General features: G+C 53.8%; 5 protein-coding genes and 1 tRNA gene. 5 read left to right on the top strand and 1 reads right to left on the bottom strand.

Annotated elements, in window-relative coordinates; all coding sequences use genetic code 11:
* Positions 1–111 precede the first annotated feature (111 nt).
* Positions 112–187, top strand: a tRNA-Asn gene (locus tag JWJ90_RS05145).
* 53 nt (positions 188–240) lie between these two features.
* Here JWJ90_RS05145 and JWJ90_RS05140 read toward each other — a convergent pair.
* The gene (locus tag JWJ90_RS05140) at positions 241–5,535 is read right to left on the bottom strand and encodes a hypothetical protein (RefSeq protein WP_205226132.1); all 5,295 of its coding nucleotides are present in this window, start codon (positions 5,533–5,535) and stop codon (positions 241–243) included.
* A gap of 518 nt (positions 5,536–6,053) precedes the next feature.
* Between JWJ90_RS05140 and JWJ90_RS05135 the strand changes: the two genes are divergently transcribed.
* The 4 genes from JWJ90_RS05135 (at position 6,054) to purL (ending at position 15,194) form a co-directional block, all read left to right on the top strand.
* Positions 6,054–7,733, top strand: coding sequence for a Na/Pi cotransporter family protein (locus JWJ90_RS05135; protein WP_205226131.1), 1,680 nt, complete (start codon positions 6,054–6,056; stop codon positions 7,731–7,733).
* Between the two features lie 188 nt (positions 7,734–7,921).
* On the top strand, positions 7,922–9,511 hold the full coding sequence (locus tag JWJ90_RS05130; protein ID WP_205226130.1) for a peptide chain release factor 3: 1,590 nt from the start codon (positions 7,922–7,924) through the stop codon (positions 9,509–9,511).
* A gap of 35 nt (positions 9,512–9,546) precedes the next feature.
* Positions 9,547–11,100 (top strand): B12-binding domain-containing radical SAM protein, encoded by a 1,554-nt coding sequence (locus JWJ90_RS05125; protein WP_205226247.1) that lies wholly within the window; start codon positions 9,547–9,549, stop codon positions 11,098–11,100.
* Positions 11,101–11,393: 293 nt separating this feature from the next.
* Positions 11,394–15,194, top strand: coding sequence for a phosphoribosylformylglycinamidine synthase (gene purL / locus JWJ90_RS05120; protein ID WP_205226129.1), 3,801 nt, complete (start codon positions 11,394–11,396; stop codon positions 15,192–15,194).
* Positions 15,195–15,199: the final 5 nt, after the last annotated feature.

The following is a 15,199-nucleotide window of genomic DNA, read 5'->3' as shown; positions in this document are numbered from 1 at the left end:
CATCAAACTGCAAACTTCTTATTGACGGCCCGGCGCCACCATGCTATATAGCCATTCTCGAAATGACGCGGTTGTCGTCACAATAAACGACCAGTCAAGCAAGAGCTACATTCCTCGGTAGCTCAGCAGGTAGAGCAGGTGGCTGTTAACCACCCTGTCGGGGGTTCGAGTCCCTCCCGAGGAGCCATATATAGAAGGGGTTAGACGTTTTCGTCTAACCCCTTTTTTTATGCTCGTCTTTCACTGCTGCATATACTTCTTTCGCCACTTGAGCCATTTCTTGTACTGCGCGCTGTCCTTGCGACGAAAATCCCGCATTGCCTCTGCAAAACCACAGGCCTCCAGACTGGCCCGGTCGGTGGCCGGATGCAGACGAGAGCAGCCCCAGTTCCCCTGGATACAGGGGGGCCCGGGATTATCACAAGCCGGGCTCGATCCCTTGGTGGGCTGCGGGTGGTAGGAGCAGCCACTGCCCATCACCGAATGCCGATTACACAGACACTGGCTGATATTCGTGTTGCCACTGATGCGCAACAATACCTCAAGGGCATGCCCGCTTTTCTTAGACAACTGCTTGATCTTGGGATCAACTTTCGCTGGCAGGGGTTTGGGCAAAGCACCGCAGGCCTCGGCATTGGAGACCATCGTGGTTTTATAGGTTGCCGGTGCTGTTAACGCCTGGCAGGTGAGTTTATCAATCAACCGGTTGTTCTCTCTAGTCCCTAAGCGACAAGCCTTCTCCTTCCCTTTCTGCCAGCCTGCCATCTGGCCTATAATCTGACCGCGCAGGTTGAGGAAATTTTTAAAGGCCACGGCTTTGCGCGCGCAGGTCACCGAGGAGTAGGTTTGCTTTCCGCTAAGTGCCCCGGTCAGTGAGCTGGTATAATGTCCACCGATCTCTTCCATGGTCCCGAAAAAATTCTTTTTGGCCACCTCGGCACGGAAAGCTTCATGGCGGCATTGACTGGCAAACCAGGCATCTTTCATTTTCTGGTAGTAACGATCCTTCTTTTCATCTGCCCGTTCCTGCTGATACCACTTTTCCATGTAGCTCATAATAACGGTATCAATCTCACCGGCACTGAGCTGTATTGCCTTTCCGTCAATAGCCCGGCGGTTGTTGGCCTCGGTCAGATACTGCTTATACCCTCTGGGATTGGCCTCAATACGCTGACGCAATGAGGTCATCAGATAGTTGACCTGTTTACCGGCAAGAATGGTGTTCACCTGTGCGATGGTCCCGCCCTCCTTGCGCAGCTTGCGGTAGGCATCCATGAACTCCACGGTTTCCTTGTCAATGAGAGCACCACGCAAAACATTCAGCGTCTCATAATATGCCTTGAGCGCTGTATACCCAGGCATTGCACTGGCCATGGAGAGGGTGACCGATTTCATGGTGCTGATGGCAGCCGACTTGGCCATTTCCTTAGCCTTGCCTGCAGGATCGGGAACGGCCAATTTTCCCGCCAGGGCAGCGAATTTTGCGGTTTGGGTTTCGATGGCTCGCAGGTCCGTCTTATTCAGCAGAACCACCATACGGGTATACTCCTGTTTCCAGGCCTCCTGCTGGGCCTTACTCATCTTGGTGGGGTTATAGCCTTTGAGTTTATATTCGATGGCTTTTCGCCCCAGTTTAGAAAGACAACCATCGGTAACGCAGGAGTTAAGCATAGCCTGGGTGGAATTCCACAACGCCCCCTCAACGGTTTCCTGCCAGCCGTTCTTTTCCACTCCGGCTTTGAGCCGCATGGCCTGCTCGTAATAGCCTTTGGTTGTATCGTAGTACTGTTTAGCCTGGGCAATATGTTTTTGCCCCATGACCAGATCGGACGCCATGTTGGTCGCAAGCTCACTAACGACCTGGCGCACATTGACCCCATCGCCAAAGTTAATATTGACCTTGCGCATATTGGCAATGGCCAGATCAATATCGGCCTCACAATCCTTTGCGGATGTGGCGGCACAGGCAGACTGTGGACTGAACAATTCAAGAATGGCTTCAGCAAAATACACCGCATCTTTCTCCTGCGTGCTGCCCTGGAGCTGTTCGAACATCTTCTGACTCACCGGAGTGGGGCGCAAGCGGGGCACCTCCAACTGTTCTTTATACTGCTCTCTGATCGCTTCCCGAATAGTCTCCTGCTCCTCTTCAGGGTCAGGTAAGGCCTCGAGCAATGCTCCAGCCTCCTTTTCAGCCACCCGGTTCAACAGGTCCGTATCCGCCTGGTGCAAAGTAAGCGTTTCCTGAAAAACCAGGGTACCGTCTTTAGCTCCATCAAACATAACCAGCTGATAGGTCCCGGGTTGCTTGGGAGTATGCAGACTGAGATGCCCCTGATCTCTCCCACTGAGCGTCGTGGACCAGAGCGCTATTTTTTTGGCGCTCGCTGCGTCCAGTGTCGCTGCCGATGGCTGTTGCGGCAACAGACCAATCCAGGCGGAAGCATCAAAATCCTTACGCGCGATAAAGGTTCCATCCGTAAACATATCCGCATAGAGTCGGGTATCAGTGGCAAAGTATGACTGCAGCGCCACCTTGGGTTTATGTGCCTGGAGATAGGCGTTTGGCAGGGCAATATGCAACGGAATCTGTACTGCATCCTGAGGCAGGCTGGTATAGGCAACCTTGTCGCTCTTTTGCCACATACAGAGTTGATACTGGCCACTGGTCCGGGGCAGCTTGATCGCTTTACGTACAACCTGCCCCCTTCCCTTTTTCACCGTCTGGGGCTGTTGGAGAAAAACAAACTCTCCTTTGTCATTCTTCCCGGCCCAGGCCCAGGCCCAGCCCTCTTTCCACGCAGAAGCCGGGGAAAAATCAACCTCCACCAAGGCCTGGGGCAACAACTCTTGTTCGTTGCCTCGTAAGCTGACTGCGGCCAATTTTTCCAGTGGGCGGTTCTTCATCACCTCAAGCGCTGAGGCCAGGGGAGCATCGGCCAAGCGAAGCTGATACCTTCCAGAAGGCAAGTCCAGCTGCATCTTCCCCTGATACCAGCCATCGAACAGTGGCTCCAAAACCGTCGAGGCGACTGCAGCCGAATCGTTCCGGATAAAATTAACTTCCTGAGGATAGAGGCGTACCGTTCGCTCCGCCTTAGAGAGATCAGTCTCTCCTGTTTGCATGCGCAGCACCAGCGCCCCCTGCGCAAACGCAGCCTTACTGTGAAAAAGCTGCCGCGCTCCCCCTTCTGCAACCACATCCATGGGCAGGGTTGCCAGCAGGGAAGGAGCCCCAGCCTTGGCCCACTGCAGGGTATCATAAAAGCAAAGATCCCATTGCCCGGATTTGGGTGCCCGCAGAGTAAACACATCGTTTTTGGGGTTCAACTCATGCACCTGCACCGCACCCTTGAGGGCCAGCGCAAGAGAATCGGCTGCCACCCCACGCGGCACAAGAATCATGCAGGCAGGAACTCCGGGAGGTAGGCTGTAACTGATAAGAACCTCTTCTCCGGGGGCAGCCTGTTTCTTGAACAAGGTAAATTCGGCCAACCCGCTCCCCGACAGGGCCGCCTTTTTCTGAAAAGCCGCCACCGCCTGTGGGTGAACAGCCTCAGGCTGGTTTGTAAAATCGGGTTGAGTGAGTGCCGCACGGTCCACAAAACGCAGCTGCCTTTCCGCAAACAGAAGCTGGTCTTGTTTAGAAGAGGCCTTACCAACAAAATAGCGAAGGGTATAGCTCCCCGGCTGCTGCGGGCCCTGCAAGGTGAGGGGAAAATCCATATAGGGCAGAGAGATATTTCGCTTTTGCACCACCCTGTCCCCTGCATAAAGGGCGACACTGCCCGACTGCTCCATCCCCTGCGCCGGAGGAAACAGTTTAAAGGAATACGGTTGTCCGGTCTCGTACTCCCCTGGGGCAAGAACGATTTCAGCCTGGGGCTTGGGACGAGGAGCAACCTGGACAGGCACAGCGGCGACTAAATGCCTGGCACTGTACCCGGCCAGCACATATTTTCCCGGTTGCAGAGGGGCGGTAATATCAAACCATCCCCATCCTTCAGCCATCTTTTTCGCCTCCAGAAAAACAGAGTGCCGTTTCTGTGCGACATACCTGGCTTTATCCTGGCGCAGCTGAAGATTTTCTTCGGGCAGCAGATAGACCTGCAAATCATTGCCCAGTGAACCGACTCGGGCAGCGGCACGTATACTTGCCCCCGGCGGAACAACAGACTGGTTGATCACCAGCCGTGCAGCACGCTCTTCTTGAACACTGAACCTGGCCAGTTGAACTGGAGCCGCTTCTTGCTGTAGAGCAAGCCAGTGCGGGTAATAGAGCAGGTTGAATTCGCCTCCTGATCCAGGAAGTTCCAGCACACTGCCATCTCCCCGGGGCAGATCGATATTGCTCACCAGAGCATGATTCAGCCCGTGACGTATATCCAAAGGATGGAACCAGGAAGGAACCAGCAAACACCGGGGATCAAGCCCCCTAATCCGCTTCAGCCCCAAACCGGCATTGGCTATTTTGATCTTCTGCTGAGCCTGCAACAGCAGCGGCTCGCCGGCTGCTGTCCCTGCACTGAAGCCACGCACGGATTTGGGTTCTCCCACAACCACATCCGCACTCAAGAGTAACTCCTGTTTTTCCCCCTCACGGCTATAGAGACGCAACTGATACTCACCGGGTGCATTGATCCTGGTCGTAATCTGGGTGAGTTCTTTTTTGCCGCCTATAGACCAGGTGGAGATGGCATCGGCCCCCTGCTCTGGATCTGCTGCGCGATAGAGCCCCAGCCAAATTTTTTTCGTGAGTTTACCCGCAAGCCACTCTTTTTTGTGATGAAGGACGCAGGCAAAGGAATCCTTGGGGCGCACCGGCATATCATTGAATCCGGGATAGCCCTCTGTTTCAATTTTGAGTTGTCCCGCCCAGGTGGGGGCACTGAGTACGGTTACAGTTCCTCTAGCAAGCAAACCATCGTCGTTATAGGCTGAGAGGATATATTCTCCAGGAGTTGTCGGCAGTTGTAGCGCCAGAAAATCATCGAGCGCCTGGTGTGCATAAAGAACTGGAAGAGGAAGATCCTTTGGAGGCGTCCCTCCTTGATCCACAGGCTTGAGCACCAGCCAGACAGAACTGGCTGTTTCAGCTCTGAGCTTGCATAAGAGGGTCTGCCCCGGACGATACGACTCCTGATAGAGCAACAGCGAATCCTGCTGATGCGCCCGGGCGGTTTCAATTTGGGCAGTATCCTGCCTGGTGCTCAAGCTCATTATTTTGACCTTGAGTTGTTGGTGCTGCTGTTGATTTTGAGGAGGAAATTTTTCCCAGACACTATCCAGATAGCGGTAATATCGCACCGCCTGCGAGTAGACACCCGCCTGTTCAAAGCGCTGTCCTGACGATAACAGGATCTTGTGCAGCTGTGGCGAGTCCATGGGCAGGGTGCGCACCTGCTCACTGGTTTGCTCTTTCAAACGCCCTAAGTCGCCCCCAGCTGTTGCAAAACCAGGTTTCGCGGCCAGTAAACCTGCAATCACCGCCAGGAAGATCAACAGATTCCACATTTTCAGTACAACAGATTCCATATTGCCCTCAAAGAGTATTACTGAATCCGTGACGGCGTGTAATTCGTGAACAACGAAACGAACGCGTAGAAAATGATCACGAAAATCAAGGTATTGTTCTTTCCCTCTCTTCTGCATCGAATTACACTTCAGCGTATCGTAAAGTTGTGCAAAGCTGTAGAAAAAAAGCATAAATTTATATGATTACCATCAAAGCTCCGCTGAAAAAGAAGAATTTGTGCCAGGTGCCACTTCTCTTCCGCAAAAGGCAAAGAGTCGGTAAACCGTTCGCCCTGTCGCGGGCATGGTCCGTCTCCTACAGCCTCCCAAATGTTATCGGACTTGAGCGGGCCTTGCCCGCGACAAATATTGCAGCAGAGTTTCAGTGGTAATCAAATAAACCTAACTCGAATCCGTATTGGCAATCGACACCAGAACGACGATATTCAGCAGCTGAGTATCCCTACATTTAGAAATTTAGCTCTTTATGGTGTAGACTTGGTGATAATCAGAATGTACAGGCGCATAGGAGAATCAGCATGTGGGAACTCTTTGATGGGTGGAAATTTTTAGCAGGGCTTGGGATCTTCCTCTTTGGCATGTTCATGATGGAGGAATCGATCAAGCTTCTGGCCGGGCGCTCCTTTAAAATTCTCATTCGCCGTTGCACGGAAAGCCGCTTCAAAGGGCTGCTCACCGGATTTGTGACCACGGCTATCCTCCAATCAAGTTCTGCTGTTTCCCTGATGGTGCTGGCTTTTGTCGGCGCGGGGTTGATGTCACTTGCCAATGCGGTGGCCGTACTCATGGGGGCCATGGTGGGAACCACCTGTACCGCCTGGATCGTTGCCCTTATCGGCTTCAAGCTCAAGATTGATGTCTTTGCTCTGCCGCTGATCGGCCTGGGCGGATTGGGGTTGATTTTCTTTTCCAACTCGACCCGGTATGTCAATATCAGTAAGTTACTGATCGCCTTTGGCTTTCTCTTTCACGGCCTGGATTTCATGAAAACCAGTGTTGAGGCCTTTGCCAGCGGGGTGGATCTCTCTCAACTGCCGAATCTGGGCCTCTGGGTCTATGTCCTGGTGGGCACCATCATGACCGCTGCCATGCAATCAAGTTCGGCCACCATCGCTATCATTTTAACGGCACTCTTCTCCGGCATCATTGATTTTCAGGAAGGTGCGGCTCTGGTGATCGGCGCCAATGTCGGCACCACGGTTACGGTTCTTCTTGGGGCCATTGGCGGCATACCCGCCAAAAAGCAGACCGCGCTCAGCTCGCTGCTGTTCAATGCCGTGACCGGCCTCATAGTCTATCCGCTTATTCCGGTCATGGCCTGGGCCTCTCAAAATATCCTCCATCTCTCTGACCAGCCGGTGCTGGGTATCGCTCTGTTCCATACCCTGTTCAATCTGCTTGGCGTGCTGATCTTCTTCCCCTGGATCACGGCGATGGTGCACCTGCTGCACCGTGTTTATCCAGAAAAGCAGACCGTGGCCACGCTCTATATTCACAACACCTCACCCAAGGTACCGGAGGCGGCTACCACCGCCCTCAAAAACGAAGTTCTCCACCAGTTGCTGCTCTCCCTGCGCTACCTGGGCAAACGCTACAAACTCAAACCATCCCAGATACAGATGGGCAACCAGGCTGAAGGTCCAAGCGTGGAAGAGGAGTTGAAGGAACTGACCCATGGAGACCTGGAACACCTGCATGCCGAAATCTTCACCTTCTATGCCCTGATCCAGGCTGAAGCCATTGAAGCAGAAGAAGCTCTCCAACTGGAACCGATTATTCGTTCCAGCCGCAGTATGATGAATGTGGTGCGCAATCTCTACGACCTGCGTATGGAAATTGATGATATAGGTCGGGAAGACAACACCTTCTTGCATCAAGCCCACGCCGAAGTGCTTGCCCGCATCACCCGGCTCTGGCACACCATTGAAGAGATCGCTCTCGAGCCCAGAGCAGAGATGCAGGAAGAAAAACTGCACCTGCTCTTTCAAAGCGTTGAAGAGGAAGACAAAGCTTTTATTCGGGCCAATGCCGGAGCAATCTCACGCCGTGAAATTCGTGAGCAGGATGTGACCAAACTGTTGATGATCAACCGATTGCTGACCCAATCCAGCCGCATGGTTGTTCTGAGTTTACAGAACCTGATACCGCTTACCCCTCCGCTTCGGTCAGCCCAAGGCGAACAGAAACCTGCAGCTTAAGCGCCCATATCTTGAGGGGGTATCGGATCATCGATGCTTTCGTGATTCTCGGTTGGACAAACTCCGCCAAATCTAGTATATAGGGGCAAAATTTCCGCAAATGGGCCGGATTCCGGCCCATTTTTTTTTGGCCTGGCGCCTGCTTTTCGCCGGACTTTTCTGAACAATTCGTTGCAAACGGTACCATTGTGAGCAGTCAACACCTCAAAGAGATAGAAAAAAGACGCACCTTCGGCATCATCAGTCACCCCGATGCCGGTAAGACCACCCTCACTGAAAAGCTGCTGCTCTTTGGTGGTGCCATTAAAATGGCCGGCGCGGTCAAGTCGCGTAAAACTGCGGTCCATGCCACCAGTGACTGGATGAGCATTGAGAAAGAACGTGGTATCTCGGTCACAACTTCGGTTATGAAATTTAATTACCGTGATTACGAGATTAACCTGCTCGATACTCCTGGCCATCAGGACTTCTCCGAAGATACCTACCGCGTATTAACCGCCGTCGACTCGGCGCTGATGGTGATCGATTCGGCCAAAGGTGTTGAAACCCAGACCACCAAATTGATGGAGGTCTGCCGGATGCGCAATACCCCCATCATTACTTTTATCAACAAACTCGACCGAGACGGCCTGGATCCCCTTGATATTCTGGCGGACATCGAAGAAAAACTGCAGATCGAGTGTGTGCCCCTCTCTTGGCCCATCGGTATGGGCAAGGAGTTCAAAGGGGTCTATGACCTGCATCGCAAACAGATTACCCTGTTTACCCCCAGCCAGGAAACACGGCCCGAGGACTGTGTCGTGGTCAAGGATCTGGCGGATGCGCAACTTGACGAACTGGTGGGCAGTTTTGCAGCGGACAAACTGCGCGAAGATATCGAGCTTCTGCAGGGAGCAGCCAATCCATTTGATTACGAGCAGTACCTGAAAGCTGGCCAGACTCCGGTATTTTTCGGGAGCGCGATCAACAACTTTGGTGTTCGCGAACTGCTCGATGCCTTTGTCGAACTCTCACCTGCCCCCGGTCCTCGCGCCACCACCACCCGCATGGTCAGCCCGGAAGAAGAGGCTTTTAGCGGCTTTACCTTTAAAATTCAGGCTAATATGGATCCGGCCCACCGTGACCGTATCGCCTTTTTCCGTATCTGCTCGGGAAAATTCACCCGCGGGATGAAGGTACTGCACCACCGGCTGGGCAAAGAGATCAACCTCAGCAACGCCACTGTGTTCATGGCCCAGGAGCGTGCCAATGTGGACGAGGCGTATCCCGGTGACATCATAGGCATTCATAACCACGGAACCATCAAAATCGGTGATACCTTCACCACCAAGGAAGAGCTAAAATTCACGGGGATTCCCAACTTCGCACCGGAGCATTTCCGCCGGGTAGTGCTGCAAAACCCGCTGAAAATGAAACAGCTGCAAAAGGGCTTGATCCAGATGGCCGAAGAAGGCGCGGTTCAGGTCTTTCGCCCCATGGTGGGCAACGAGTATATTCTGGGCGCGGTCGGTGTACTCCAATTCGAGGTGACCATGACCAGGCTCAAAGATGAATACGGGGTGGAGGCCACCTACGAACCGCTCAGTTACACCCTGGCCCGCTGGGTGAGCTGTGAAAACAAAACGCAGATGCGCGAGTTTGAGAAAAAGTACCAGTTTAATCTGGCCATGGATGCCGAAGGCCACCTCTCGTACCTGGCGGAAGGTGCCTGGCGCCTCTCCCACACTCAAGAGCTCTTTCCTGAGGTCGAATTTCATAAAACACGGGAATCGGTCTGAGAGGCGAGAGCGGTTTGAACGCTCCCAAAAATTCCATACTGCTGATCCACCCGCCCCTGGCCAAGGCTGCTGAACCGCCAACAGGTATTACTGCCTTGGCAGGGTATCTGCGTGGGCATGGGATTTCCTGCGCCCAGATGGATGCCAACCTGGAAATCCAGCTCTGGCTGATGGAGACGGCTGAAAATCCGCAGGATACCTGGTCGACTCGGGCACATAAGCACCGGTTGAAAAACCTTGCGAGCCTGCGAACTACGGCCACCTACAGCAATATCGACAGGTACCAGCGGGCGGTACGTGACTGCAACCGGGTGCTGGAGCTGGCCGGAGCCGAGTATCCCGAACTTTCACTCAGCCTGGCCAACTACGAGGATGCGGGCTTTGATGCGCTGGATAGTCGAGACTTGCTGGGAGCAGCTGCATCCTACAAACAAAGTCTTTTTTTCCCCTGGTTCCGCCAATACCTGGCGCCACGAATTGAGCAGCAGACACCGCAATGGATTGGCCTGTCACTGTGCTATCTCAGCCAGGCCCTGCCAACATTTGCACTCATTGGTTTTCTTCGCGCCACCTTCCCACATATTCCGCTGATCCTTGGTGGCGGTTTAGTTACCTCCTGGATGTCCAATCCCCAATGGAACAATCCCTTTGCTGCTCTGGTGGATCACTGCATCGATGGCCCGGGGGAAAAGCCGCTGCTCACACTTTTGGGAGGTGCGGAACAGCAGGAAGAGCTGGCCCCGGATTACAGCGGCCTCCCATTAAGCGACTATCTCGCCCCAGGACTGATCCTCCCCTATGCCGCCTCACGAGGGTGTTACTGGAATAAATGCAGCTTTTGCCCGGAACCGGCGGAGGCAAGTCGATACAGACCAGTGGAGGTCGCTGTTGTTATGGAGCATCTCCATGGGTTGTGCCGAAAGATGCAGCCGGCTCTGATCCATCTTCTGGATAATGCCGTCACCCCTTCCCTGATGGAAGCTCTCTGTGCACAGCCTCCAGGTGCTTCCTGGTACGGTTTTGTCCGCTTCCATGAGCAGTTGGCTGATCCTGCCTTTTGCCGTCAACTGCGAGCCTCGGGTTGTGTGCTGCTCAAACTCGGCCTTGAATCTGGATCGCAAGAGGTGCTTGATGCCATGCGCAAGGGAATACGGCTTGAACTGGTCGAAAAAGTTCTGGAGGCACTCAAACAGGCAGGAATCGCCACCTACGTGTATCTGCTCTTTGGAACGCCAACGGAATCAGTGACTGAAGCACGACAGACACTTGCTTTTACCAAGGAGCATCATGAGGCGATCACCTTCCTGAACCTGGCCATTTTTAATATGCCCTTGGGGAGTCGCGAGGCAGACACACTGAAAGCACAACCCTTTTCAAATGGCAACCTCTCGCTTTATCAAGATTTTGAGCACCCACGGGGCTGGGATCGCCGGAACATTCGCAGCTTTCTTGACCGCGAATTCAAGCGGGTTCCCGAAATCAGCGCCATCATTCAACGTGATCCACCTTATTTCACTTCGAATCATGCGCCGTTTTTTAGTCCGCATTTTTGCTTGGAATCGGCACCAATGCGAGTAAAATCTTGTTAGTGCCCAGCCAGAAACGGTATTTTCGGAGTCTGCGCTTATCTGAAATCGAACAAAAATCTTCATTTCTGGACAGACACTCGTTGGTGATTTACTTTTGAGCGGAAAATTTTTTTTGATAATGCTAGGGTTGTCAGTTTTATAAAAAACGGCACGACGCCCCTCGCGATTTCATCGCTTCTCCAAGATTTGCCACAATTCATTTTTCAATACATTCAATTCATTTAATATAATTCCCACTGTTGTATTATCCAGCCGCCCCCCCGGTTGAGATAATCAAAGAGAAAGGATAGATCATGGCACCTTCTGTGACCCAGCTTCACCGACAGCTTACACCCAATTTTGCCTACTGCTTCAATATTGAATCCAGTCGCCCCCTGGAGCCCCAGGAAATGGAGCGGTTGCGCTTAATCCTGGCCGATGGATTTCTGGTGGAAACCGTCAGCCTACAGCCGCAGCTCACTGGAGAGAGAGTGGTTGAGGTGGGCCCACGTATGAACTTTGCTACGGCCTGGTCATCAAACATGGTCTCCATCTGTCGAGCAGTCGGCCTTGATGTGGTCAGCCGGGTCGAGCGTTCGCGCCGTTACCTGGTGGACTCGGATGAGGACATGGACACCTTCATTGCCAAAAACCATGATCGTATGACCGAATGCGTCTACGACAAACCGCTGACCACCTTTGAAACCGGCGTCCAACCAGAACCTGTCTACGAGGTTGACCTGAAAACCAAGGGAGCGGATGGGCTGCTTGATATTCCAGGGATCTCCATGGATGAGTGGGACCGAGAGCTGTACTACGATTATTTCGTCAACAAGTGCCAGCGCAACCCTACCATTGTCGAGATTATGGATCTCAACAATGCCAACTCCGAGCACTCCCGCCATGGTTTTTTCCGGGGCAAACAGGTCATTGACGGAGAAAACTACGACAAGCCACTCTTTAAGGTGGTCACCGAGACTCTTGATGCCAACCCCAAAGGCAGCATTGTTGCCTTTAAGGATAACTCCAGTGTTATTCAAGGGTTCGAGCTCACCACTCTCCTACCCAAGCAGCCGGGCGATCCGTCCCCACTTGCCGAGTCCAGTGTTGAATATCACCCGCTCCTGACCGCCGAGACCCATAACTTTCCTACAGGCGTAGCGCCCTTTCCCGGCGCTGAAACCGGAACCGGTGGCCGCATTCGTGACGTCCAGGGCACCGGACGCGGTGGCTTTGTCATGGCCGGCACCGCGGGCTACTGCGTGGCCAACCTGCACATTCCCGACTACCAACTCAACTGGGAAAACGACTACGCCTGTCCCGACAGTTTGGCCCCTGCCCTTGAAATTGAGATCGAGGCCAGTAACGGTGCCTCGGATTACGGCAACAAATTTGGCGAGCCGCTCATCCAGGGCTTTACCCGCTCTTTCGACCTGCGCCTTGAAAGTGGTGAGCGTTGGGGCTTTTTGAAACCGATCATGTTCACCGGCGGTATCGGTCAGATCGATAGCCGCCACACCGAAAAAAAGGATGCCATCAAAGGGATGATCATCGTTCAGGTGGGTGGCCCGGCGTATCGGGTCGGCTTTGGTGGTGGTGCGGCTTCCTCCATGATGCAGGGGGAAAACGAATCAAGCCTTGACTTCGACGCCGTCCAGCGTGGTGACGCTGAGATGGAGCAGAAGATGAATCGGGTTCTGCGGGCCTGCAACGAGATGGGCGATCTCAGTTTGATCGATGTGATCCACGATCAGGGCGCCGGTGGTCCGGCCAATGTACTCAAGGAGTTGGTGGAACATGCCGGTGGCCGGGTGGAGATTCGCAACATTCGTGTGGGCGACCCGACCATGTCGGTTTTGGAAATCTATGTGGCCGAATATCAGGAGCGGGTCGGTCTTTTAATCAGCCCGGAGAATATCGAGCAGTTTCAGCAGATCTGTGCCCGTGAAAAGGTTGCCTGCGAGGTCTTGGGTGAGGTCACCGGAGACCTGAAGTTCATTGTCCATGACGACCAGGACAACACCAATCCCGTCGAGATCGACATCCCCGACTTACTGGGTAAAATTCCGCAGAAAACCTTTACCGACAGCCGGACACAACAGGCGCTGTCCCCCTTTGTCCCCCCCAAGGATTTGGATGTACGCGAGGCCCTGAATCGGGTCCTTCACCTGGTTTCGGTTGGCTCCAAACGCTTCCTCACCAATAAGGTGGACAGGGCGGTAACCGGACTCATTGCCCAGCAGCAATGCTGCGGACCGCTGCAGTTGACGGTGGCGGACGTGGCCGTGGTTGCCCAGAGCCATTTCGGCCATACCGGTATTGCCAGCGCCATTGGTGAGCAACCCATCAAAATGCTGGTTGATCCGGCGGCTGGTGCCCGCATGGCCGTGGGCGAGGCCCTGACCAACCTGGTTTGGGCAAAGATTGAAGATCTGCAGCAGGTGAAATGCTCGGCCAACTGGATGTGGGCCCCGAAACTTGCCGGTGAAGGCGCGGCCCTGCGCGACGCTGCCGAGGCCATGGCTGCGGCCATGATTGAGCTTGGTGTCGCAGTGGATGGCGGCAAGGACAGCCTGTCCATGGCCACCAAGGTCGGTGACGAGGTGGTCAAGTCGCCGCGTGAACTGGTTGTCTCGCTCTATGCAGCCATGGGGGATATTCGCAAAAAAGTGACTCCAGACATCAAAGAGGCGGGCTCTGTCCTCCTGCTGGTTGACCTTGCAGACGGCAAGAATCGCCTGGGAGGCAGCGCTCTGGCCCAAACCTGTGGGGCCATTGGCAATGAAGTCCCGGATATGGACGATCCGACCCGTTTAAAAAATGGATTCCTTGCAATCCAATCGCTCATCAACGAGGGCATCATCCTTTCCGGCCATGACCGCAGTGACGGTGGTCTGATCACCACACTGCTGGAAATGGCCTTTTCCGGGAATTGTGGTTTGAATCTTGCTTTAAATGGTTCAGACTCCATCCTGGAGACGCTCTTCTCCGAGGAGCTGGGTCTGGTGATCGAGTGCCAATGGAGCCATCTTGCCCAGGTGAAGGAACGTTTCGAGCGCTTCCAGATCCCCTGCTCGGTTCTTGGGTCCAGTCAGGTTAAACAGGCCGTGACCATTCAATTTAATGGCGAACTAGTCCTGGATGACTCCATGGTGCTGTTGCGCCAGTGGTGGGAAGAGACCAGCTACCAGTTGGAACGGTTGCAGATGAATCCTGAATGCGCAGATGCAGAAAAGGTCAACTGCATGGATCGCAAGGGGCCTGAATATTCTCTGAACTTCACCCCGGAACACACGGCCCCAGCTATTTTGACCAAAGCAGACAAGCCGAAGGTGATTATTCTTCGTGACGAAGGGTCCAATTCGGACCGCGAGATGAGTTCAGCCTTTTACAGCGCTGGCTTTGAGCCCTGGGATGTGACCATGACCGACCTGCTGGCGGGAAGGGTAAACTTGGCTGATTTTCGAGGTATCGCGGCTGTGGGTGGTTTTTCCTATGCCGATGTACCGGAGAGCGCCAAAGGCTGGGCAGCCACCATTCGCTTCAACGAACGGCTGCAGGCCCAGTTCCATGAATTTTACAACCGGCCAGATACCTTCACCTTAGGTATCTGCAACGGCTGCCAGTTATTTGGTCTACTGGGCTGGGTGCCCTGGTTAGGGATTGAGGCAGAGCGTCAGCCCCGCTTTATCCATAATCTGAGTCGCCGCTTTGAATCACGTTGGAGTACGGTGAAGGTGCTCAAAAGCAACGCTATCATGCTGCAGGGGATGGAAGATCTGGTCTTTGGTATCCATGTGGATCATGGCGAGGGCTACCTTCACTTCCCGGATGAAAAAATTCGAGAACGTGTCTGGAACGAGCAGATGGCAGCGGTTGTCTATGTGGATGATACGGGCAATCCAACCGAGGCCTACCCTTTTAATCCCAACGGCTCACTGGACGGACTCACCGGACTCTGTTCGCCCGATGGACGTCATTTGGCAATGATGCCGCATCCGGAGCGTACCTTCCTCACCTGGCAGGCCCACTGGGTGCCGGAATCGATGAAATCACTCCCGGTCAGCCCCTGGCTGCGCATGTTCCAGAATGCCTATGCTTGGTGCATGAAATAAGTGAA

The organism is Desulfobulbus rhabdoformis, assembly GCF_016919065.1.
GTDB classification, from domain to species: Bacteria; Desulfobacterota; Desulfobulbia; order Desulfobulbales; family Desulfobulbaceae; genus Desulfobulbus; species Desulfobulbus rhabdoformis.
Note: the sequence above shows the minus strand (reverse complement) of the source record. Positions and strands in the feature narration are given on the sequence as shown.